23 protein-coding genes are annotated in these 20,640 nt (G+C 69.7%); 11 read left to right on the forward strand and 12 right to left on the reverse strand.

Translation table 11 applies throughout. From position 1 onward, the window contains the following. Window positions 1–60 precede the first annotated feature (60 nt). Window positions 61–420, forward strand: coding sequence for a DUF2784 domain-containing protein (locus W7U_RS25640; RefSeq protein WP_008259115.1), 360 nt, complete (start codon window positions 61–63; stop codon window positions 418–420). On the opposite strand, the gene W7U_RS14360 is transcribed toward W7U_RS25640, so the two are convergent. Further along, window positions 355–576, reverse strand: a complete 222-nt coding sequence (locus tag W7U_RS14360) for a hypothetical protein (RefSeq protein WP_008259116.1) — start codon at window positions 574–576, stop codon at window positions 355–357. The genes W7U_RS25640 and W7U_RS14360 overlap by 66 nt on opposite strands. Window positions 577–728: 152 nt before the next feature. On the opposite strand from W7U_RS14360, the gene W7U_RS14365 reads away from it, so the two are divergent. From W7U_RS14365 to W7U_RS14380, 4 genes are all read left to right on the forward strand, one after another. Further along, entirely contained in the window at window positions 729–1,160 is a 432-nt protein-coding gene (locus W7U_RS14365; protein WP_008259117.1) for a hypothetical protein, read from the forward strand. Then, window positions 1,157–1,372 (forward strand): DUF2945 domain-containing protein, encoded by a 216-nt coding sequence (locus W7U_RS14370; protein ID WP_008259118.1) that lies wholly within the window; start codon window positions 1,157–1,159, stop codon window positions 1,370–1,372. The genes W7U_RS14365 and W7U_RS14370 overlap by 4 nt, the downstream gene beginning before the upstream one ends. A gap of 20 nt (window positions 1,373–1,392) precedes the next feature. Beyond that, window positions 1,393–1,725 (forward strand): DUF3140 domain-containing protein, encoded by a 333-nt coding sequence (locus W7U_RS14375; protein ID WP_008259119.1) that lies wholly within the window; start codon window positions 1,393–1,395, stop codon window positions 1,723–1,725. A 136-nt stretch (window positions 1,726–1,861) separates the two neighbouring features. After that, window positions 1,862–2,428 (forward strand): MarR family transcriptional regulator, encoded by a 567-nt coding sequence (locus W7U_RS14380; protein WP_008259120.1) that lies wholly within the window; start codon window positions 1,862–1,864, stop codon window positions 2,426–2,428. Window positions 2,429–2,443: 15 nt separating this feature from the next. Here W7U_RS14380 and W7U_RS14385 read toward each other — a convergent pair whose 3' ends face one another. Together W7U_RS14385 and fni are read right to left on the reverse strand one after the other, a co-directional pair. Beyond that, the gene (locus W7U_RS14385) at window positions 2,444–3,694 is read right to left on the reverse strand and encodes a glycosyltransferase (protein ID WP_008259121.1); all 1,251 of its coding nucleotides are present in this window, start codon (window positions 3,692–3,694) and stop codon (window positions 2,444–2,446) included. An 11-nt stretch (window positions 3,695–3,705) separates the two neighbouring features. Beyond that, on the reverse strand, window positions 3,706–4,752 hold the full coding sequence (gene fni / locus W7U_RS14390) for a type 2 isopentenyl-diphosphate Delta-isomerase (RefSeq protein WP_008259122.1): 1,047 nt from the start codon (window positions 4,750–4,752) through the stop codon (window positions 3,706–3,708). Between the two features lie 138 nt (window positions 4,753–4,890). On the opposite strand from fni, the gene W7U_RS14395 reads away from it, so the two are divergent. The 4 genes from W7U_RS14395 to W7U_RS14410 all read left to right on the forward strand — a co-directional run bounded on the left by W7U_RS14395 (window position 4,891) and on the right by W7U_RS14410 (window position 9,455). Next, complete coding sequence (locus W7U_RS14395) at window positions 4,891–7,002, forward strand: MMPL family transporter (RefSeq protein WP_008259123.1); 2,112 nt, start codon at window positions 4,891–4,893, stop codon at window positions 7,000–7,002. Continuing rightward, window positions 6,999–7,478 carry a TspO/MBR family protein gene (locus W7U_RS14400; RefSeq protein WP_008259124.1) on the forward strand — a complete coding sequence of 160 codons (480 nt, stop codon included), beginning with the start codon at window positions 6,999–7,001 and terminating at the stop codon, window positions 7,476–7,478. The genes W7U_RS14395 and W7U_RS14400 overlap by 4 nt, the downstream gene beginning before the upstream one ends. An 11-nt stretch (window positions 7,479–7,489) precedes the next feature. Then, window positions 7,490–8,818 (forward strand): deoxyribodipyrimidine photo-lyase, encoded by a 1,329-nt coding sequence (locus tag W7U_RS14405; protein ID WP_008259125.1) that lies wholly within the window; start codon window positions 7,490–7,492, stop codon window positions 8,816–8,818. Between the two features lie 91 nt (window positions 8,819–8,909). Continuing rightward, window positions 8,910–9,455 carry a DUF4333 domain-containing protein gene (locus tag W7U_RS14410; protein ID WP_036429584.1) on the forward strand — a complete coding sequence of 182 codons (546 nt, stop codon included), beginning with the start codon at window positions 8,910–8,912 and terminating at the stop codon, window positions 9,453–9,455. Here the strand turns inward: W7U_RS14410 and W7U_RS14415 are convergent. After that, window positions 9,452–10,189 carry an acyltransferase gene (locus tag W7U_RS14415; protein WP_008259129.1) on the reverse strand — a complete coding sequence of 246 codons (738 nt, stop codon included), beginning with the start codon at window positions 10,187–10,189 and terminating at the stop codon, window positions 9,452–9,454. The genes W7U_RS14410 and W7U_RS14415 overlap by 4 nt on opposite strands. 82 nt (window positions 10,190–10,271) lie before the next feature. On the opposite strand from W7U_RS14415, the gene W7U_RS14420 reads away from it, so the two are divergent. Beyond that, a complete protein-coding gene (locus W7U_RS14420) occupies window positions 10,272–11,606 on the forward strand; it encodes a PQQ-binding-like beta-propeller repeat protein (RefSeq protein ID WP_008259132.1) in 1,335 nt (444 codons plus the stop codon). Between the two features lie 24 nt (window positions 11,607–11,630). Beyond that, window positions 11,631–12,011: a DUF6264 family protein gene (locus tag W7U_RS14425; protein WP_170320619.1), complete on the forward strand. Its 381-nt coding sequence runs from the start codon at window positions 11,631–11,633 to the stop codon at window positions 12,009–12,011. Window positions 12,012–12,018: 7 nt separating this feature from the next. Here W7U_RS14425 and W7U_RS14430 read toward each other — a convergent pair whose 3' ends face one another. The 8 genes from W7U_RS14430 to ctaD all read right to left on the reverse strand — a co-directional run bounded on the left by W7U_RS14430 (window position 12,019) and on the right by ctaD (window position 20,433). Then, window positions 12,019–12,702, reverse strand: coding sequence for an esterase (locus W7U_RS14430; protein ID WP_008259136.1), 684 nt, complete (start codon window positions 12,700–12,702; stop codon window positions 12,019–12,021). A gap of 74 nt (window positions 12,703–12,776) precedes the next feature. Beyond that, complete coding sequence (locus W7U_RS14435) at window positions 12,777–14,015, reverse strand: class I SAM-dependent methyltransferase (RefSeq protein WP_179960106.1); 1,239 nt, start codon at window positions 14,013–14,015, stop codon at window positions 12,777–12,779. Then, the gene (locus W7U_RS14440; RefSeq protein WP_008259148.1) at window positions 13,973–14,944 is read right to left on the reverse strand and encodes a class I SAM-dependent methyltransferase; all 972 of its coding nucleotides are present in this window, start codon (window positions 14,942–14,944) and stop codon (window positions 13,973–13,975) included. The genes W7U_RS14435 and W7U_RS14440 overlap by 43 nt, the downstream gene beginning before the upstream one ends. Window positions 14,945–14,954: 10 nt before the next feature. Beyond that, complete coding sequence (locus W7U_RS14445) at window positions 14,955–15,719, reverse strand: enoyl-CoA hydratase (protein WP_050989422.1); 765 nt, start codon at window positions 15,717–15,719, stop codon at window positions 14,955–14,957. Continuing rightward, a complete protein-coding gene (locus W7U_RS14450; protein WP_008259152.1) occupies window positions 15,716–16,546 on the reverse strand; it encodes an NUDIX hydrolase in 831 nt (276 codons plus the stop codon). The genes W7U_RS14445 and W7U_RS14450 overlap by 4 nt, the downstream gene beginning before the upstream one ends. Continuing rightward, complete coding sequence (locus W7U_RS14455; protein WP_029385157.1) at window positions 16,543–17,403, reverse strand: ABC transporter ATP-binding protein; 861 nt, start codon at window positions 17,401–17,403, stop codon at window positions 16,543–16,545. The genes W7U_RS14450 and W7U_RS14455 overlap by 4 nt, the downstream gene beginning before the upstream one ends. Before the next feature lie 24 nt (window positions 17,404–17,427). Next, a complete protein-coding gene (gene serB / locus W7U_RS14460) occupies window positions 17,428–18,663 on the reverse strand; it encodes a phosphoserine phosphatase SerB (protein ID WP_008259156.1) in 1,236 nt (411 codons plus the stop codon). A gap of 24 nt (window positions 18,664–18,687) precedes the next feature. Then, window positions 18,688–20,433: a cytochrome c oxidase subunit I gene (gene ctaD / locus W7U_RS14465; RefSeq protein ID WP_008259158.1), complete on the reverse strand. Its 1,746-nt coding sequence runs from the start codon at window positions 20,431–20,433 to the stop codon at window positions 18,688–18,690. Window positions 20,434–20,640: the final 207 nt, after the last annotated feature.

Below are 20,640 nucleotides of genomic sequence, written 5' to 3' on the forward strand. Positions count from 1 at the left end.
ATCAGTTCCGCACCCGAGTCCGCCTCGGCCGTCACGAGGCACTACGCAGTCGCGGTCGCAGTGACCGTCGGCGCGCACCTTGCGTACCTGCTCTACGTGCCCAGCGGCGGCTTTCTCGCATTGCGCTGGCCGCGCACCATGGCGCTGCACGTGCCGGCGGTGGGTTGGGGTATCGCCGTCGTCACGCTCAGGCTCCCCTGCCCGTTGACCATCCTGGAATCGTGGGCCCGCCGCAGCGCGGGGATGAATCCGCTGCCGACCGCGGGCTTCATCGAGCGTTATGTCGCAGGTCATTTCGTGCCGACCGGGCGCATTGGTGCCGCACAGGCGTTGGCGTTCAGCGCGGCCGGCGTCTCATGGTGCGTCCTGGCGCGGCGGATCCTTCATCCCCGGAGGCGGCCCGTCGGCGTGAACGGCTGAGCGCCGCCACAGCAGCCATACGGTGCCCAGCACCAGCGCCGCGAACACGATCGCGGCCGGCCACAGGGCCAGTTCGGCAAGCCACACACGCCGTTGCAGGCGCAGCACTTTGCGCTGGGCGCCCCGCAGGCGTTGCGACGTCTCGTGCACGGTCATCGGCCATCACATACCCGAGGAGCACCTGTTCAAACCGCAGGACGCCGCGGTCTGTAGCCACAAGCATTTGACTATTGAATACATGAAACGTCTCCGCGATTCGGCGCCCTGCTCAGCGGGAATGCCATAGCGGAATACGGGGAAGGAACACCATGAGCTTCGACAACACCGGCGAGGGCGCCACGCAGGCGGTGGGAAAAGTCACCGAGGCGCTGGAAACCATCGAGCGCGCCCGGGGACACCTGTACTCCTTCCACCAACTCACCGGCCATGCCGACCTCCAACTCGACGAGGCGGTGTCGCGGTTGCACGAACTCGGGCACGCCGGTCTGGCCCAACACATCAGCCGCGAGCTGATCGGGCGCAACGTCCTCCCGGGGCGCTGGAGCTTTCAGGTGGTCGAAGACTACGACGACGGCTACTACCGCTGCTTCAAGGAGATCGAACAGCTGGTGCGAATGCGACTCGCCGGCGGACAGCGCCACCGCTACGAGATGGCGATGAAAGAGGAGCGGCGCACCGCGGGTCACCCCGCCCACACCGCGTCGCCCAACGACGAATCGACGAATGGTGAAAACCTATGAGCAACAGAGAATTCGACAAGGGCGACGCGGTCGAGTGGCAAAGCCACGGCACGACGGTCCGCGGTACCGTCGAGGGCGAGATCACCTCGGATACCGAGGCCGCCGGGCGCACGGTGCGCGCCTCCGCGGACCAGCCGCAGTACAAGGTGCGCAGCGACAAGACGGGCGCGGATGCGGTGCACAAGCCGGACGCGCTGCGCCGCGCGGACTGATTCGTGTCGAGGGTCATCCGATGACAGAGGACAAGGACACCACCTGGGCCCGCTTCCACGACGCGGTGAACATGACCGCCGGTGAGCTGGAAAAGTGGCTCGCCACAGAAGAGTCGAACGCCGTGGGACAAAAGCAGGGCGAGAGCGAGTCGACCGGTCATGCCAGCGGGCGCCGCATCGTCGAGATACTCACGGCGAAGCGACAAGACCTCACCGAGGCCGACTACGCGCACATGCGCAAGGTTGTCGGGTACGCCAAGCGCCATCTGGCGCAACGTCCACAGGGCAACATCGACGAGAGCCCCTGGCGCTACTCGTTGATGAACTGGGGTCACGACCCCGCGAAGTCGTGACACCGCCTCGACCCACCGGCTAAGCCACGGTGATCCGGTAGGGGTGCCGTAGGCTGATGGCCACCGACCGGACCGGGGGCCGCGCGCAGCGGTCCCGAAACGCTGGTCGGCCTATCTTGCAAGAGGATGCGGGTAAGTGACCAAGCGCGGCGCCGCTGACCGGCGAATGGACCGAGCCGAACTCGAGAAGTTGATGTCGGCGGACATGCGCGCGATCACGGCGCAGTCCGACCGCATCGGCCGGCACTTCGCGCGGCAAAACGAGGTCAGCGGCACCGACTTCCACGCCCTGCTGCACATCATGGTCGCCGAGACTGCCGGAACGCCTTTGACGGCGGCGCAATTGCGGAGGCGCATGGACGTATCGCCCGCCGCCATCACCTATCTCGTGGACCGCATGATCGACGCAGGGCACCTCCGGCGCGAACCGGACCCGCAGGACCGCCGCAAGACGCTGCTGCGCTACGAGAAACCTGGAATGGCGCTGGCGCGCTCATTTTTCACGCCGTTGGGCGCCGAACTGCATACCGCCCTCGCCGAGCTTCCCGACCGCGACTTGGCGGCCGCTCATCGGGTTTTCACGGCGATGATCGAGGCGATGTCCGCCTTCGAATCCACGCTCACCGCACCGGCTCCCAAACGGCCCGCCACCCCCGAGGGGAAGCGCACCCCGGCGAAAGGCCGCGGCGGCGCCGTGCGCTGAGACGCACCGGGCCGGTTAGTGCACCGGGCGCTCGACGGTGCATCCCAACAGCCGCTGCTCGATGAGATCCGCTCCGCGGGCCACACCTCCGGTGGCCGCGAACCCGGCGGCCACCCGTCGCGCACCGTCCGCCATCGTCATTGCCTGACGCACCTTCGCTCTCAGCCGCGCCGGTGTGAGTTTTTTCGCCCTCAGCCGGGTGCCGCAGTGAGCGACCTCCACCCGCCGGGCGACTTCGGCCTGATCGCGGGCGAAGGGAACGACGCAGACCGGTACACCCCGGTCGAGAGCCTTCAGTGTGGTCCCCATTCCGCCATGCGTGATCGCGCAGGCGGCCTTCTCCAGGACGGCGGTGTGCGGCACGAAACGGCATACCGTCGCGTTGTCGGGGCGCGGCAAATCGGTGGGTATGCCCGCCGGAAACGTCGCCACGACGTGCACGTCCTCATCGGCCAGCGCGTGCAAGGCGATTCGCCCCAGCGGTTCGTCGGCCTGCCGCAACGACGACGTGTTCACCAGCACGACGGGCCGGTCGAGGTCATCGATCCAACCCGCTGTCACGGTTTCGGTCGGCTCGAATACGCACGCGCCGATGTGGTGCAACACATCGGGCCATCCCGGATGCCGATACTCGAAAGGCTCGCCTCCGACGGCCAGCAGCAGCGGCGCGCGGCGCATGAAGCCGTCCACCGACGTTACCGGTGGCACCGCCAGCTGCACGCGAATTGCGTTGACGCGCGGCAGCATTGGCCGGTCGAACAGGTACCTCACGATCGGGCGTACCGTGGCGTCCCGCAGGTCACCGACGACGCCCGGCAGGGGCCGCAGCCCGGGACCGAACGGCGGCACGCCCCGGGAGCGCAGGTACGGGGTGAACGGCGAAAACAGCGACCACGGAATCTCCCCGGCGTCTGCGGCCGACAAGGCGCCCCAACAATTCGCGTCCACGATGACCGCATCCGGCCGAACCTCGGCCACGGCCCGACGCAGGTCGTCGACCTCGAACACCGCTCGCCGGCACAGCACGTCGACCGACGAGGTCAAGACCTCCAAGGCGTTTCGCGCCCGCCAGTCCTTCCCGGCAATCGCCTCGATTCGCGGATCGACGGGCGCGGCGTGCACGCCAACCGAGCGCATCGTCGAGACGCCGCCCGCCATGGTGCGCACATGAACGTCGTGACCCCGCCGGGCGAGTTCGGCCAGCAGGGCGCCGACCGGCAGCAGATGTCCGAGTGCCGGCGAGCCGTACGCGAGGATGACAGCCACGTCGCGCGAAGCTACGTAACGCGGACGAGGTCGACGTCGCGCAGCGCCGCGAGGTTTGCCGCACCGCAGCCGTGCAGGCAAACCCGAAGCTCATCGATGAACGGCTGCAGCCAATCCACCACCGCCGCAGTGGATTCGATCGCGGCCGGCAGCAGCGGCCGGGCCACCGCCACGACGTCGGCCCCCAGGGCGATCGCCTTGGCCGCGTCCATCCCGGTTCGAATGCCACCGGACGCCACCAGCGGGATCTCCGGCAGCGCCTCGCGCACCTCCACGACCGCACGCGCGGTGGGGATTCCCCAGTCGGCCAACTCCGGATGGCGCAGTTCGCCGTAACGCACGAACTGTTCGACCCGCGACCACGACGTGCCGCCGGCGCCCGCCACGTCGATTCCGGCAACCGGAAGCGTGCCGTCGGCCCCAAGGAGTTCGGCCACCGCGGCGCCGCCGATCCCGTGGCCGACCTCCTTGAGCAACACGGGGTAGCCGAGGGCGTCGGCCGCTTCGCGCAGCCGGTCCACCGAGCCGGAGAAGTCGGTGTCGCCGTTGTGTTGCATCGCTTCCTGCAACGGATTGGTATGCACGGCAAGCGCGTCGGCGCCCACCCGATCGAGGGCCTTGGCCAGGTCCGGCACGGCCGCCTTCGCCAGCTGGGATAGCCCAATGTTGCCGAACAGCAACGCATCTGGGGCGACGTCGCGAACCGTGAAGCTGTCCGCGGCGCGCTCCCCCAGCGCGCTGTCGAGCATGATGCGCTGCGAGCCGAGCATCATGCCGACGCCGAGCTGTTGGGCGGCGGCCGCCAGATTGCGGTTGATCGTCCCGGACAACTCTGCGCCCCCGGTCATCGCGCCGATGAGGATCGGAGAGCGCAGGTTGGCACCGAAAAACGTGGTGGACAGGTCGATGTCGCCCAGGCTGGTCTGCGTGAGCGCGTTGTAGGGCAGGTGATACCGGTCCAGGCCGGTGCTGACCCCGGCATAACCGACCGGCTCGCTCAGGCACACGTCGATGTGCCGCCGCTTGCGATTCTTCATCGCGCCACGGTCAGCGGTCATCGCCGGCAAGCCTCGCGTCCATCAATGTCTCCGCATCGCGTCCATAATGTTCATAGTGCCCCCTTTCGCGCAGCGCCATGCCGACTTCGTGGCGCTGCGTCGTTTCAGTTGATTAATGTTTAACTAACTGAAAGGGTTGTGTTCGTGGTATGGGAGCCCTTGGCCACCGCTGTGACGGGTCGACGTTCGTGGCTGCTCGCGCTGGTCGCGGCCCTGCTGGGGGTCGGTTTCATGGTTCTCATCGGCGAGAACGCGGCGGCGGGCCAGTCACCGAAATCGCTGCCCGACGACTCCGCGTCGGCCGAGGTGGACGCGCTGTCGCGGCAGTTCACCGGCGGCGACCGCGCCCCGGTGATTGTCGTGGTCAGCCGGACCGACGGCGCGGTGCTCAGCCCCTCGGACGTTTCGGCCGCACGCGCGGCCCGCGATCGGGCCCAGGCCGCCGCGCCGCCCGGCGGGGATGGCGCGGCGCCCGCGCTGCCGTCGACCGACGGGAAGGCCGTCCTGGGCATCGTGCCGATCAGCGGCGGCCTGTCGGGGCTTGACCTCGACCGCACGGTCACGGCGCTGCGCACGGCCGCGGCGAGCGGCCTGCCCACGGATCTGCAGGTGCACGTCACGGGCGGGCCGGCGTTCGGCGCCGACATCGCCAGCGCCTTCACCAACGCCAACATCACCTTGCTCGCCGTGACGACGTCGGTGGTGGCGCTGCTGCTGATCGCCACGTACCGGTCCCCGGTGCTGTGGCTGGTCCCCTTGCTCGTCGTCGGATTCGCCGACCGGGTCGCCGCCGCGGTCGGTACGGCGGTGGCGTCGCTGACCGGGCTGAGCTTCGACGGCGCCACCTCGGGCATCACCAGCGTGCTGGTGTTCGGGGCGGGCACCAATTACGCGCTGTTGTTGATCTCCCGGTATCGCCAAGAGCTACGGCGCCATTCCGGGCACCGCGTCGCGCTGCGGCACGCCGTGCGCCGGGCGGGGCCGGCCATCGTTGCCAGCAATGCCACCGTGGTGCTGGCGCTGCTCACGCTGCTGTTCGCGGCCACTCCGAGCACACGCAGTCTGGGCGCGCTGGCGGCGTGCGGCCTCGTGGTCGCCGCGGTGTCGGTGCTGGTCATCCTGCCGCCGATGCTGGCCGTGTGCGGCCGCCGATTGTTCTGGCCGTTCATCCCGCACGCCGACGACGCCGAGGACCGGGATTCCGGTGCCTGGCGGCGCATCGCGGAATCGGTCGCCCGTCGTCCCGCGCTGGTTGCGGTGGTCGCGATCGCGGTGCTGGCCGCCCTGGGCACGGGCTTGTGGGGGACCCGGATCGGGCTGTCGCAGACCGAGCAGTTCCGCGTGCGCGCGGATTCGGTGTCCGGTTACGCCGTGGTGGCCGAACACTTCCCGGCCGGCCTGGCCAACCCGACACTGGTTGTCGCGCCCACCGCCCACGCGTCGCCCGTGCGGCAGGCGATCGGGGCCACGCCCGGCGTCGTCTCGGTGACCGAGTCCGGCCGCGCGGAAACGGGGCTGACGAAGTGGTCGGTGGTGATCGACGCACCGCCGTCGTCCGACCGGGCGTTCGGCATCGTTGCCGCACTGCGGGATTCGACCCGGGCCGCCGACCCCGGCGCGCTGGTGGGCGGCGCCGACGCGCAGGCCCTCGACGTCCGGGACGCGGCCGCGCATGACCGCGTGCTGCTGATCCCGGCGATCCTGGCCGTCATCCTGGTCGTCCTGTATGCGTTGCTGCGATCCGCCCTCGCGCCGCCGACCCTGCTGGCCGCGACGATTCTGGGTGCCCTGGCCGCGTTGGGCATGGGCGGCTGGGCGAGCATCCATATCTTCGGTTTTCCGGCACTGGACAACACCACCCCGCTGTTCGCCTTCCTGTTCTTGGCCGCCCTCGGCGTGGACTACACCATCTTTCTGGTCACCCGCGCCCGCGAAGAGGCCGCACGGCACGGCGCGCGCGACGGGATGGTGCGCGCGGTGTCGGCGACCGGAGGCGTAATCACCAGCGCGGGAATCGTTTTGGCCGCCGTGTTCTGCGTGCTCGGGGTGCTGCCGTTGATCGTCCTGACGCAGTTGGGGATCATCGTCGGCCTGGGCATCCTGCTCGACACCTTCGTGGTGCGCACCCTGGTCATCCCGGCGTTGTTCGCCCTCATCGGCGACCGAATCTGGTGGCCCACCAGCCCCGCCAATGCCGAACCCGTTGAACAACAAGCGGATCGGGCCCAACGCGAACGGAGCACGCCGTGAACAAATCGATCTTAGGTGCGACGGCCCTGGGCGTCGCCGCGGCCGCCGGCGCCGGCAGCGTCGCCAGCGCCAACGCCGCCTCGCCGTGGTACGCGCGGCTTCGCAAGCCCGCGTACCAGCCGCCGCGCGCCGCCTTCCCCGTCGCGTGGACCACGCTCTACGCGGACATCGCGGTCACGTCGGCGGTGGCCATCGACCGGTTTCGCGCCACCGGGCGCCATGACCAGGCGCGCAGCTACGCCGCTGCCCTGGTGGTCAATCTGCTCCTCAACGCCGGGTGGAGTTGGCTCTTCTTTCGGTACCACAAGCTCGGTGCGGCCGCGGTCGGTGCCGCGGCGCTGACGGCCAGCAGCGCCGACCTGGTGAGGCGCACCGCGCAAGCCGGCCCGCGGGGCGGGCCGGCGCTACTGCCCTACCCCATGTGGTGCGGCTTCGCGACCGTCCTGTCCACCCACATCTGGCGGCTCAACCGTTAAGGGGCCGAATCATGCCCGCCCTGTTGTGGTTTCGCCGCGATCTGCGGCTGCGTGACCATCCGGCGCTGCTCGCCGCGGCCGAGGCCCACGAGGTGCTCGCCTGCTTTGTGCTCGATCCGCGGCTGGAAAGCTCGTCGGGACAGCGCCGGCTGCAGTTCCTGGGTGACTCGCTGCGGCGGCTGCGCGCGGACCTCGACGGGCGGCTGCTCGTCACCCGCGGGCGGCCCGACACCCAGATTCCCCACATCGCCAAGGAGATCGGCGCGACGTCGGTGCACATCTCCGAGGACTTCGCGCCGTTCGGCACGCGCCGCGACGAACGGGTGCGCGCCGCACTGGGCGCGGTCCCGCTGGTGGCGACCGGCTCGCCGTACCTCGTCTCGCCCGGACGCGTCACCAAGCCGGACGGCTCCCCGTACCAGGTGTTCACACCGTTTCTGCGGCAGTGGCACAAAGTCGGCTGGCGGGCCCCGGCCACATCGGGCGCCGCCTCCGCGCGCTGGCTCGATCCGGCGCGCCTGCAAGTCGAGCACTGCGAAATCCCCGACCCCGGTGTCTCGCTCGATGTCGCCGCCGGCGAGGCCGCGGCGCGCGCCCAGTGGAAGTCCTTCCTCGACAACGGATTGAGAAGCTACGCCGACGACCGCAACAGGCCCGACCTGCGCGGCACCAGCCGGATGTCGGCGCACCTGAAATTCGGCACCGTCCACCCCCGCACCCTGGCCGCCGACCTGGACCTGCGCGGCGGCGGGGCGCAGGCGTACCTGCGGGAGTTGGCTTTCCGCGATTTCTACGCCGACGTGCTGCACCACTGGCCCGCGAGCGCGTGGCGCAACTGGAACAAAGATTTCGACGGCATCCCGACCGACTCCGGCGCCGAGGCCGAGCGCCGCTTCGCGGCGTGGAAGGCCGGTGAGACCGGTTTTCCCTTCGTCGACGCCGGGATGCGGCAGCTGCGCGAAACCGGGTTCATGCACAACCGGGTGCGGATGAGCGTCGCGTCGTTTCTGGTCAAGGACCTTCATCTGCCGTGGCAGTGGGGCGCCGAATGGTTTCTGGACCAGCTCGTGGACGGGGACATGGCGAACAACCAGCACGGCTGGCAGTGGTGTGCGGGCTGCGGCACCGATGCCGCGCCCTACTTCCGGGTGTTCAACCCGACGACACAGGGCGAAAAGTTCGACCCCACAGGCGATTACATCCGCCGCTGGGTGCCCGAGCTGCGCTCGGCCGATGACGTGCACCTGCGCAGGGGCCGGCGGCCGGACAACTATCCGCAGCCCATCGTCGACCACGCCGCCGAACGGGCCGAAGCGCTGCGGCGCTATCAGAGCATCTGATCTCGGCGCTCGTTTGCCCAATCGTGCACCCGTAGCCGATGGGCATGCCATGATCGGCCGATTCACGGGTCAAGCCATTCGGGAGGCGACAATGACCGTCATCCGCGCGCTGCCGGTTTCGTGCGCTGCCGCCGGCCTCATCACCGCCGTCGCGGGCTGTTCCTGCTCGATCGGTTCGTCGCACGCGGTGAGCAGGAGCGAGGTCGCCGGCCAGATCTCCGCGAAGATGACCGACGCCGCGGGCAACAAGCCCGAGTCGGTGAACTGCCCGAACGACCTGCCCGCAACCCTCGGCGCGCAGGTGACCTGCGAAATGAAGGTCAAGAACCGGCCGTTCGGCGTCAACGTCACGGTCACCAGCGTCGAGGGCGGCGACGTCAAGTTCGACATGGTGGAGATGGTCGGCAAGGAGCAGGTCGCCGCCGCGATCAGCACCCAGCTCGGCCAGCGGGTGGGCAGAAAGCCGGACTCGGTGACCTGCCCCGACAATCTGAGAGGCGTTGCGGGCGCGACACTTCGGTGTCAGCTCACCGACCACGGCCAGAAATACGGTGTGCTGGTGACCGTCACGAACGTCGCCGCGGGCGACGTCAACTTCCATTTCAAGGTCGACGACCGGCCGCAACCGGACAGCTAGCGGGAGGCCTTTTTCCGTTCGATGTCGGCCAGGGCGGCGGCGAGTTCGGCACGCTGCGCGGCCGAGCTCTCCCAGGCGAGCTGGCGGTTCTTGACCACCTTGGCCGGCGCGCCCACCGCGATCGAGTAGTCCGGAATCACCCCGCGCACCACCGCATGCGATCCCAGCACGCAACCGCGCCCGACCGACGTGCCCCGCAGCACCGACACCTTGACCCCCACCCAGGTGTCCGGGCCGATCCGCACCGGGGACTTGACGATGCCCTGGTCCTTGATGGGCATGTCGATGTTGTCCATGCGGTGGTCGAAATCGCAGACGTAGCACCAGTCGGCCATCAGGACCGAATCGCCGAGCTCGATGTCGAGGTAGGCGTTGATGACGTTGTCGCGGCCCAGCACCACCTTGTCGCCGAACCGCAGCGAACCCTCGTGCGCGCGGATGGTGTTCTTGTCACCGATGTGGACCCAGCGCCCGATCTCGAGCTGCGCGAGCTCGGGCGTGGCATGGATTTCCACACCCTTGCCGAGAAAGACCATGCCGCGGGTGATGATGTGCGGGTTGGCCAGCTTGAACTTCAGCAACCGCCAGTAGCGCACCAGGTACCACGGGGTGTATGCGCGGTTGCGCAGCACCCACTTCAGCGAGGCCAGCGTGAGGAACCTGGCCTGGCGCGGGTCGCGCAGGTTCGATCCACGCCAGCGGCGATGGACCGGGGCGCCCCACATGCTCGTCATGGCCGGAAAGCCTAGTCGAGAGCCCAAGCGATACCCTCACGTGTACTCGACCGCCGCACCTGCGCACGCCCTGGGGAAGGACTTGGAAACCGACGTGCTTGCCCGACACCTCGTCAGTGGGCTTCGGCGTTGCTCATCCGCGCTGCTGGCGGCGGCGCTCGTGGCCGGGGTCGGCGGCTGCGGCACCACCGACTCGTGGGTGGACGCATCGGCCGCACAAGGCTGGCCGGCGCAATACGCCGACGCCGCCAACAGCAGCTACACCCCCACCGGCGGGGCCACCAAGCTGTCGTTGCAGTGGACCCGGTCGGTCAAGGGGAGCCTGGCCGCCGGACCGGCGCTGAGCGCGCGGGGCTATCTGGCACTGAACGCCCAGACCTCCGCGGGTTGTTCGCTGATGGAGTGGGAGAACAACCACAACGGACGCCAGCGCTGGTGTGTGCGGTTGTTCCAGGGCGGCGGCTTCGGCGGGCCGCTGCTCGACGGCTTCGACAACCTCTACGTCGGCCAGCCCGGCGCCTTCCTGTCGTTCCCGGTGACGCAGTGGACGCGCTGGCGCCAGCCGGTCATCGGCATGCCCACGACGCCGCGGTTCCTCGGTAGCGGCGAGTTACTCGTCGCCACGCACCTGGGGCAGGTGCTGGTTTTCGACTCACATCGCGGCCAGGTGGTGAGCAGCCCGCTCGATCTGGTGGACGGCATCGATCCCACCGATGCGACGCGCGGGCTCGCCGACTGCGCGCCGGCGCGCCAGGGCTGCCCGGTGGCGGCGGCCCCCGCCTTCTCGGCCGCCAACGGGATGGCGGTGCTCGGCGTCTGGCAGCCGGGGGCACCGGCCGCTGTGCTGGTGGGCCTGAAGTACCACCCCGGGCAGACGCCGCTGCTGACCAAGGAGTGGACCAGCGACGCCGTGGGCGCCGGCGCCATCGCCAGCCCGGTGCTCTCGGCCGACGGGTCGACCGTCTACGTCAACGGCCGCGACGAACGCCTGTGGGCGCTGCGCACAGCGGACGCGAAGGTGAAGTGGTCGGCGCCGCTGGGATTTCTGGCGCAGACTCCCCCGGCGATCACCCCGCAGGGGCTGATCGTGTCCGGTGGCGGGCCCGACACGCGGCTCGTCGCGTTCAAGGACGCCGGCGATCACGCCGACCAGGTGTGGCGCCGCGACGACGCCGTCCCCCTGTCGTCGTCGAGCCTCGCAGGCGCCGGGGTCGGCTACACGGTGGTCGGCGGACCGCCCGCCAACGGCGCCCCCGGGATGTCGGTGCTGGTCTTCGATCCCGGTGACGGCCACACGCTGAACAGTTATCCGCTGCCGGCGGCCACCGGGTATCCGCTCGGGGTTGCGGTCGGCACCGACCGGCGGGTGGTGGCCGCCACCAGCGACGGCCAGGTCTACGGTTTCGCGCCGGCCTGACCGGGACATACTCCTTAAGTGCCGATCGACGACCCCACAGCGCAGGACGCCGCGACCACCACGGCGGAGGGCCGGCGCGCAAGCACCGCCGACATCGTGGCGACGCTCGTCCTGCTGGTCATCCATGGCGGCCTCTACGGGGCGACCTTTGTGGCCCTGGGCCTGCTGGTGATGAGCACCGACCCGTGCAGCTATCAGAAGTGCGGCGATCCCGCCTGGATCGACCGGGCCATGAACCTGGGCACCTGGGGCGGGGCCGCCCTCTTGGTCGCCGACGTCGTGGTCGCCGTGTACCTGCTGGTGCGCGGGAGGAGGGCCTTCTTCGTCCCGATCATCGGTTGCCTCGCCCAGGTGGCGCTGGCGGCGCTGGCCGTGGCGATGGAATTGCGGGCCGGGCCGGTCTGAGCCGTGGTCAGATTGCCAGCGGCGGGATCGCGTTGCGCGGCACCTGGGCCTGGGCGGGCCCCCCGAACGCCGGCAGCATCTCGCCCGGGGCGAAGTAGAAGATCAGCTGATCGTCGGTGATGGCGAAATTCTGATAGTGCGACGGATCATGGCCCGTCGACGGCAAAATCGCGGCGCCCAAAGGGGTTTGACGTTCCAGGTCGCGCTGCACGATCGGGAAGATGGCGTCCAGCGGCGTCGTCCCCGGCGGGAACAGGGTGTCGAAGGTGATGGGCTGCTTCGTCCCGAGGTTGTAGTTGAACGCCTTGTACCAGATCGACGACCGCGTTCCCCCGACGTCCTGGAAGAACTTGAGCACCACGCTGCGGGTGTTGTGCGGCGGCTGACCGGCGCTGTGCTGGTCGGTGGTGGCCTCCAGCTGGTACGGCTGGTCGCGCCCCCCGGAACTCTGCGCGACGTTGACGAAGCCGTCCCGGTTTTGGGTGATGTAGTCGGTCAGCGCCTGTTGATCCGGGTAGTCGGTGGGAAACGTCATGGTGAGCATGTAGTTGGGGCCGGTGGCGTGCACGCGGCACATCTGGCCGGCCTCGACGCTGCCGCCGAGGCTCGCGCACGACGGCGGCTCGGCGGCGGCCGGCCAGCCCAACAACACCGCCGTTGCGAGCAGCGCAGTGGCTATCAGATAACGCATCGTGGAATTGTCCTCGCAAACTAGCCAGGGCGGGGGTGCGACCGGAAAAGTAACCGCCGCCAGCGTACCCGGCGCTACCGGGACGCCCGGCAAACGAACGCCGTCGCGCGCCCCGAGGTTCCCGACCCGATCCGGGTGATGACCGTCGACAGCGGCCGGCGGCCCCGCAGCCGCATCCGTTTGCGCAGCGCGTCGGGGTCGACCCGCACCCCGCGGACCAATACCTCCAGCGACCCGCAGTCCAGCGCCGAGAGCGCCTGCCGCAGCCGTCGTTCGTCGAAGACCAGCCGCTCGATCACCTCGAAGCCCCGCACCCCGGCCGGCAGCCGATCACCCGAGAGGTAGGCGATGTCGGGATCGAGCTGCCACAGCCCGTGCCGCGCGCCGTAGTGGCGCACCAGCCCGGCCCGGACCACGGCGCCGTCCGGGTCGACGATCCACCGCCCGACTGGGCGCACGCCGCAGTCGTCGGGGTCGGCGTCGGTGACCTGTTCGCCGCGGTCGAGGACGCTCGCCCGCCGGGTGACGCCGGGCCGCGCCAATCCCGACGACCACAGGCAGGCTTCCCGAACCGAGCCGCGATAGGACGTCACCTCGATCTCTCCGTCGAAGCCCAGCCGCCGCACCTCGTCGAAATCGATTCCCGGAGCGCACTTTACGACAAAATCCCGGCCTCGATACGCCTCCAGCAACGCGGCCAGGCCGGGCTGATAGTCGTCGATGCGCAGGCGCCGCCGACCCTCGGCGCGGCGCGCCGGATCGACGACGAGCACGGCATCGCGGGTCACCGGGTGCAGCGCGTCGGCGCGGCAGAGCCCCGCCGCCCCCACGTTGTGGCGGGCCATGGCCAGCCGCACGGCGTCGACGTCGCTGCCCACCGTCGTGATCCCGCGGCCGCGCAGCGCGGCCAGCTCGGTGCCGATCGAACACGTCGCGTCGTGCACGACGGCGTCCGGGGCGGCCTCGGCCAGCCGCCCGGCCCGGTGCACCGCCACCGGCGCGGCGGTGGCTTGCTGCAGCGCCTCGTCGGTGAACAGCCAGTCCGACACGGCGCACCCCAGCCCGCTCAGTTTCTCCGCGGCGCGGCGGCGCAACAGGACCGTCTCCACCAGCACCGCCGCCCGCTCACCGAAGCGGGCGCGGGTCGCGGCGACGTCGGCGACCCGGGTGGCGTCCGTCAGCTCGAGTTCGGCGACGGCCGCCAGCGCCGCGGCGCCGGCTTGCGACCGCAGGTAGCCGACGTCGTCGGCGCTGAACCGCAGCCCACCGCTCAGGAGGGTTTGACCCCGGTCACCATCACGTTGTAGAACCAGCCCTTCGGCACCACGCGCCGCCACACATTGGCATCCGCCCAGCTCAGGGCCTTCCAGCCGTTGAACGCGAATTTCGCCCAGCCCCAGCCGAGCCGCCCGGCCGGCACCGACGCCTCGAAGGTGCGCACCGGCCAGCCGAACATCGCGGCGGTGAACTCCTCGCTGACGGTCCGCACCTCGGTGGCGCCGGCGTTGGCGGCCATCCGCTCGAGGTCACCGGGGGTGAAGGTGTGCAGGTCGACGATGGCCTCCAGCGCCGCGGCGCGGGAGGATTCGTCGAGCTCGGCCTGCGGGCGCCGCCAGCTGCCCAGGCCCGGCAGCTTGGTGACGTTGGTGGCGATCCGCCAGGTCAGCGTGGACAGCTCGCGGGCGTAGACGTCGCCGGCGCTGGTCGGTTCGCCGGCGAAGACGAACCGCCCGCCCGGGCGCAGCACCCGGATCACCTCGCGCAGCGAAAGCTCGACATCGGGAATGTGGTGCAGCACGGCGTGCCCGACGACCAAATCGAAGGTGTTGTCCTCATACGGGATGCCCTCGGCGTCGGCCACGCGGCCGTCGATGTCCAGGCCCAGGGACTGCCCGTTGCGGGTGGCGACCTTGACCATGCCCGGCGACAGGTCGGTCACCGACCCGCGGCGAGCGACCCCGGACTGGATCAGATTCAGCAGGAAAAACCCTGTGCCGCAGCCCAATTCGAGGGCCCGGTCGTAGGGCAACTCCCGCAGCACCGCGTCGGGCACGATGGCGTCGAAACGGCCCCGCGCGTAGTCGATGCAGCGCTGGTCATAGGAGATCGACCACTTCTCGTCGTAGGTTTCGGCCTCCCAGTCGTGATAGAGCACCTGGGCCAGCTTGCTGTCGTGCCGGGCGGCCTCCACCTGCTCGGCGGTGGCGTGGGGCGTCGGAACGGCGTCGGTCGAACTCGTCATGCAGGGCAGCCTAACGGCCGCCGGGATCCGCCCGATCGCCACCGCCCTGACCAGCGGAAAACACCTCCGCGTAGCGGCGGCGTTCGGCGGCGAGCCGCTCGGCGCGCTCCAGGTCGAACACGTCGTTGATCCCGGCCTTGGCGGCGGCCAGCGCGTGCCGGGGGCCGTCGAGGAAACGGCGCGCCCATCGTGCGGCGGCGTCGTAGACGTCGTCGGGCGCCACCATCTCGTCGATGAGGCCCAGCGCCAGGGCTTCCTCGGCGTCGAAGAACCGCCCGCTGAACACCAGCTCCTTGGCCTTGCTCGCCCCCGCAGCCCGGGTCAGGCGGGCCATCGCGTCGCCGCCGGGCACCAGGCCGGCCAGGATTTCGGTCGCGCCGAACTTCACGTTGTCCCCGCTGATGCGCCAATCGGCGGCCAGCGCCAGCGTGAGCCCCGCGCCCAGCGCGTATCCGGTGATCGCGGCCACGGTCGGCTTGGGGATGGCCGCCACCGCGTCGATGGCCTCCTGCCGGACCCGGGCGGCGGTCTCGGCTTCGGCGCCCCGCAGCGTCCGCAGTTCGGGCATGTCGTCGCCGGCCGAGAAGATCTCGTGGCCGCCGAACAGGATCACGACGGCGACGTCGTCCCGGCGCCCCAGTTCCTCGGCCGCGGCGATGACCTCCCGGTAGACCTGGCGGGTCATCGCGTTCGTCGGTGGCCGCGACAGCAGCAGCATGGCCAGGCCGGCGTCCTGCGAGCCGTCGCTGACCACGACGCTGACGAACTCGCTCAATGCCGCCACCCCAGCCCGCCCGCTTCCCGCGCCTGGTGGTAGCGGTCGGAATCGAAGAACTCGAAAACCCAGTTGTCGCCCTGGATTTCGAGGTGCGGCTGCACCGCCACGATCTGGCGCTCCACGGCCAGCACCTCGGCGACGGTCCGCCCGGCCAGCGAGTCCAGCTGCGTCCACGTCGGCGGCAGCAAAAAGCTACGTCCGGCCGCGAAGTCCTCGATCGCCGCCTCCGGCGTCGTCCAGCCCGCCCGGTCGGATTCGGTGTTCTCGCCGTCGGCGCGCTGCCCCTTCGGCAGGGCGCCCACGAAGAAATAGGTGTCGTAGCGCCGCGTGCGCTCGGCCTCCGGGGTGACCCAGTTGGCCCACGGCCGCAACAGGTCCGAGCGCAGCTCCAGGTTCTCCCGCCGCAGGAAATCCGCGAACGACAACGTCCCATCGGCCAGCGCCCGGCGGGCGTCGCCGTACACCGACGCGTCGCCAACGATACTGTCCGGCGCCGAACGGCCCCGGCCCGCCGGCCCCGCGAACAGCACCCCCGATTCCTCGAACGTCTCGCGGGCCGCGGCGCAGACCAGCGCCTCGGCCAGGTCGGGTTCGATGCCGAAGCGCTGCGCCCACCACTCCGGCGGCGGTCCGGCCCAGGCGATGTCGGCGTTGCGGTCGCGGTCGTCGACGCCGCCTCCGGGGAACACCATCGTCCCGGCCGCGAACTCCATCTTGGCGTGCCGCCGCATCAGGAAGACGCCCAGTCCCGGACCCGTGTCTCGGACCAGCATCACGGTCGCCGCCGGCCTGGGGACCAGCGGGGCTTCCTCGGGTGACGTCATAGTTGCCTCCGGTGGGCTGCGCGGGTGCGGACTCGCCGCGCGAAGTAGCGCCCGTCGACGACGTCGAGGGCGATCGCTTGGCCGAACGCGGTGGACAGATTCTCCGCGGTCAGCACGTCGGTGAGCAATCCCGCGGCCACCACCCGACCTTCCGCGAGCAGCATGCAGTGACTGAACCCGGGCGGGATCTCCTCGACGTGGTGCGTGACCAGCACCAGGGCGGGGGCGTCGGGGTCGGCGGCCAGGTCGGCCAGCCGCGCCACCAGCTCCTCGCGGCCGCCCAGGTCCAGGCCGGCGGCCGGTTCGTCGAGCAGCAGCAGTTCGGGGTCGGTCATCAGCGCGCGGGCGATCAGCACCCGCTTGCGCTCGCCCTCCGACAGTGTGCCGTAGGTGCGGTCCGCCAGATGCTCCGCGCCCAGGCTCTCCAGCATGTCGATCGCCCGGCGGTAGTCGACGTCTTCGTAGCGCTCGCGCCAGCGGCCCAGGACCGCGTAGCCGGCCGAGACCACGAGATCGCGCACCACCTCGTCGCCGGGGACGCGCTGCGCCAACGCCGAGGAACTGAGGCCGATGCGGGAACGCAACTCCGTCACGTCGATCCGGCCCAGCCGCTCACCGAGCACGAAAGCCACGCCGGACGAGGGATGTTCGGCGGCCGCGGCGATCCGCAGCAGCGAGGTTTTGCCCGCCCCGTTGGGCCCGACGATGACCCAGCGCTCGTCGAGTTCGACCGCCCAATCCAACGGCCCGACCAGGACGTTGCCGCCGCGCTGCAGCGCCACCTCGCGCAATTCGATCAGCAGATCGGGGTCGGCTGCCTCGCTTCCGTTTTCGGGCACCCGACCATGGTGCCGTATGCCCATCGGATCGACACAAGCAACCTACTCGGGCGGGATTTCCACCCGGCGGACCTCGCCGTCGATCGCGTCGGCCGCCTCGATCTCGCCGCGGGTGATGCCCAGCAGGAACAGCACCGTGTCCAGATACGGGTGGCTCAGCGACGCGTCGGCGACCTCGCGCAGCGCGGGCTTGGCGTTGAACGCGATCCCCAGCCCGGCGGCGGCCAGCATGTCGATGTCGTTGGCGCCGTCGCCCACGGCGACGGTCTGCGCCATCGGAACACCGGCGTGCTGCGCGAATTCCCTTAGCGCCGTTGCTTTTCCGGCCCGGTCAACGATGGGGCCGATCACGCGCCCGGTGAGGGTGCCGTCGACGATCTCGAGCTCGTTGGCCGCGACGTAGTCCAGCATCAGCTCCTCGGCCAGCGGCTCGATGATCCGGCGGAAGCCCCCGGAGACCACGCCGCACGCGTAACCCAGCCGCCGCAGGGTCCGCAGCGTGGTCCGCGCGCCCGGCATCAGCTCCAGCTGATCGGCGACCTCGTCGATCACCGTGGCGGGCAGGCCGGCCAGCGTCGCGACCCGCTGCTCGAGCGACTGCGCGAAGTCCAGCTCGCCGCGCATCGCGGCGTCGGTGATCGCGGCGACCTTGCCCTCGGCGCCCGCCTTGGCCGCCAGCATCTCGATGACCTCACCCTGCACCAGGGTGGAGTCCACGTCGAACACGATGAGCCGCTTGGCCCGCCGCTCCAGCGTGTAGTCCTCGACCGCGACGTCGACGTGCTCCTCGCTGGACACCCGGTTCAGGGCGGTCCGCAGCCGGCCGTCGGTCCCGGGCGGCACCGAGACACGCAACTCCAGCCCCGTCACCGGATAGTCGGAGACCCCGCGGATCAGGTCGATGTTGACGCCCAGCGCGGCCACCTCGCGGGCCACCGCGCCGAACGCGCCGGCGGTGATGGGCCGGCCCAGGACGAAGATGGTGTGCGTCGAGGGTTCCCGGATGATCGGCACGTCGTCGCTGCGCTCGATGCTGACGTCCAGGCCCACCTTGCGGATGGCCGACTCGACGTCGTGGCGAAGCTCGTCGCCGTCGGCGACGGCCGCCGGGCAGCACACCAGCACGCCGAGCGTCAGCCGGTGCCGGATCACCACCTGTTCGACGTTGAGCAGCTCGACCCCGTGCCGTGACAACGCCTCGAAAAGGGTCGCGGTCACACCCGGTTGGTCCACGCCGGTGACGGTGATCAGCACCGACACCTTGGGTGGTGAGTTCACTCGCGACAGCCGCCCGTCAGGCCATCAGCTGCGAACCTGGACGTCGTCCAGCCTGGTGACGTCCTTGTCCGCGGGCCCGTGCGCCCGGCCCACATGCGCCTCGGCGCGCAGCCGTTCCACCATGTGCGGGTAGTGCAACTCGAATGCCGGCCGCTCCGAACGGATTCGGGGCAGCTCGGTGAAGTTGTGCCGCGGCGGCGGGCAGCTGGTCGCCCACTCCAGGGAGTTGCCGTAGCCCCACGGGTCGTCGACCGTGACGACCTCGCCGTAGCGCCAGCTCTTGAAGACGTTCCAGACGAACGGGAACATCGACGCGCCCAGGATGAAGGCGCCCACGGTCGACGCGATGTTGTAGGGCTGGAAGCCGTCGCTGGGCAGGTAGTCGGCGTAGCGCCGCGGCATGCCGAGGTCGCCCAGCCAGTGCTGCACCAGGAAGGTGGTGTGGAACCCGATGAACGTCAACCAGAAGTGCAGCTTGCCCAGCCGCTCGTCGAGCAGGCGGCCGGTCATCTTCGGGAACCAGAAGTAGATGCCCGCATACGTCGCGAACACGATGGTGCCGAACAGCACGTAGTGGAAGTGGGCGACGACGAAGTAGCTGTCGGTGACGTGGAAGTCCAGCGGCGGGCTGGCCAGCATCACGCCGGTCAGGCCACCGAGCAGGAAGGTGAGCAGGAAGCCGACCGAGAACAGCATCGGTGTCTCAAAGGTCAACTGCCCCTTCCACATTGTGCCGATCCAGTTGAAGAACTTGATCCCGGTGGGCACCGCGATCAGGTACGTCATGAACGAGAAGAACGGCAGCAGAACGGCTCCGGTGGCGAACATGTGGTGCGCCCACACAGCTACCGACAAGGCCGCGATCGACAGCGTCGCGTACACCAGCGTGGTGTAGCCGAAGACCGGCTTGCGCGAGAACACCGGGATGATCTCGGTGACGATGCCGAAGAACGGCAGCGCGATGATGTAGACCTCGGGGTGGCCGAAGAACCAGAACAGGTGCTGCCACAACAGGACTCCGCCGTTGGACGCGTCGTAGATGTGGGCGCCCAGATGGCGGTCGGCGGCCAGTCCGAACAGCGCGGCGGTCAGGATCGGGAACGCGATCAGGATCAGGATCGAAGTCACCAGGATGTTCCAGGTGAAGATCGGCATCCGGAACATCGTCATCCCGGGCGCGCGCATGCACACCACGGTGGTGATCATGTTGACCGCCCCGAGGATGGTCCCCAGACCGGCGAGGATCAGCCCGGTGATCCACAGGTCTCCCCCGGCGCCGGGCGAGTGGACGGCGTCAGACAGCGGTGTGTAGGCGGTCCAGCCGAAGTCGGCGGCCCCACCCGGGACGATGAAGCCGGACGCGGCGATCAGCCCGCCGAACAAGAACAGCCAGTACGAGAAGGCGTTCAGCCGCGGGAACGCCACGTCGGGCGCCCCGATCTGCAGCGGCAGCACCAGGTTGGCGAAACCGAACACCACCGGGGTGGCGTAGAGCAGCAGCATGATCGTGCCGTGCATGGTGAACAGCTGATTGAACTGCTCGTTGGACAGGAACTGCAGCCCGGGAGCGGCCAACTCGGTGCGCATCAGCAACGCCATCAGCCCGCCTATGAAGAAGAAGGCGAAGCAGGTGACGGTGTACATCACGCCGATCAGCTTGTGATCGGTGGTCGTGATCAGTTTGTAGACGAGGTTCCCTTTGGGGCCCATGCGGTCCGGGTACGGACGAACGGCCTCGAGTTCTCCCAAGGGGGGCGCTTCGGCTGTCAACAGCTTCTCCAAACATCCGGATCGGACACTGGCCCAACATCACTATTGAGTCGAATCTTAGCCGTCGATGATGGCGACGTCAGGGCTGGTCCTACAAACTGTCGTAAATGGGTCTGCGGGGCGCCGCGTCCTTCGTCGCGGCGCCGGGAGGGGTCGATGGTGGCGACCCGCTTCGCCCGGCTCCGCCGCGCTCGCGATCGCCACGGG

This window comes from Mycobacterium sp. H4Y (assembly GCF_000364405.1).
In the GTDB taxonomy this organism is placed as follows: Bacteria; Actinomycetota; Actinomycetes; order Mycobacteriales; family Mycobacteriaceae; genus Mycobacterium; species Mycobacterium intracellulare.

Coding starts and splice junctions, on each gene's coding strand:
- fni (WP_008259122.1), bottom strand. CDS start 4,752: ATGACCGCTGACCGTGGCGCGATGAAGAATCGCAAGCGGCGGCACATC.
- W7U_RS14365 (WP_008259117.1), top strand. CDS start 729: ATGAGCTTCGACAACACCGGCGAGGGCGCCACGCAGGCGGTGGGAAAA.
- W7U_RS14450 (WP_008259152.1), bottom strand. CDS start 16,546: ATGACGTCACCCGAGGAAGCCCCGCTGGTCCCCAGGCCGGCGGCGACC.
- W7U_RS14440 (WP_008259148.1), bottom strand. CDS start 14,944: ATGACGAGTTCGACCGACGCCGTTCCGACGCCCCACGCCACCGCCGAG.
- W7U_RS14370 (WP_008259118.1), top strand. CDS start 1,157: ATGAGCAACAGAGAATTCGACAAGGGCGACGCGGTCGAGTGGCAAAGC.
- W7U_RS14405 (WP_008259125.1), top strand. CDS start 7,490: ATGCCCGCCCTGTTGTGGTTTCGCCGCGATCTGCGGCTGCGTGACCAT.
- W7U_RS14360 (WP_008259116.1), bottom strand. CDS start 576: ATGACCGTGCACGAGACGTCGCAACGCCTGCGGGGCGCCCAGCGCAAA.
- W7U_RS14410 (WP_036429584.1), top strand. CDS start 8,910: ATGACCGTCATCCGCGCGCTGCCGGTTTCGTGCGCTGCCGCCGGCCTC.
- W7U_RS14430 (WP_008259136.1), bottom strand. CDS start 12,702: ATGCGTTATCTGATAGCCACTGCGCTGCTCGCAACGGCGGTGTTGTTG.
- W7U_RS14375 (WP_008259119.1), top strand. CDS start 1,393: ATGACAGAGGACAAGGACACCACCTGGGCCCGCTTCCACGACGCGGTG.
- W7U_RS14415 (WP_008259129.1), bottom strand. CDS start 10,189: ATGACGAGCATGTGGGGCGCCCCGGTCCATCGCCGCTGGCGTGGATCG.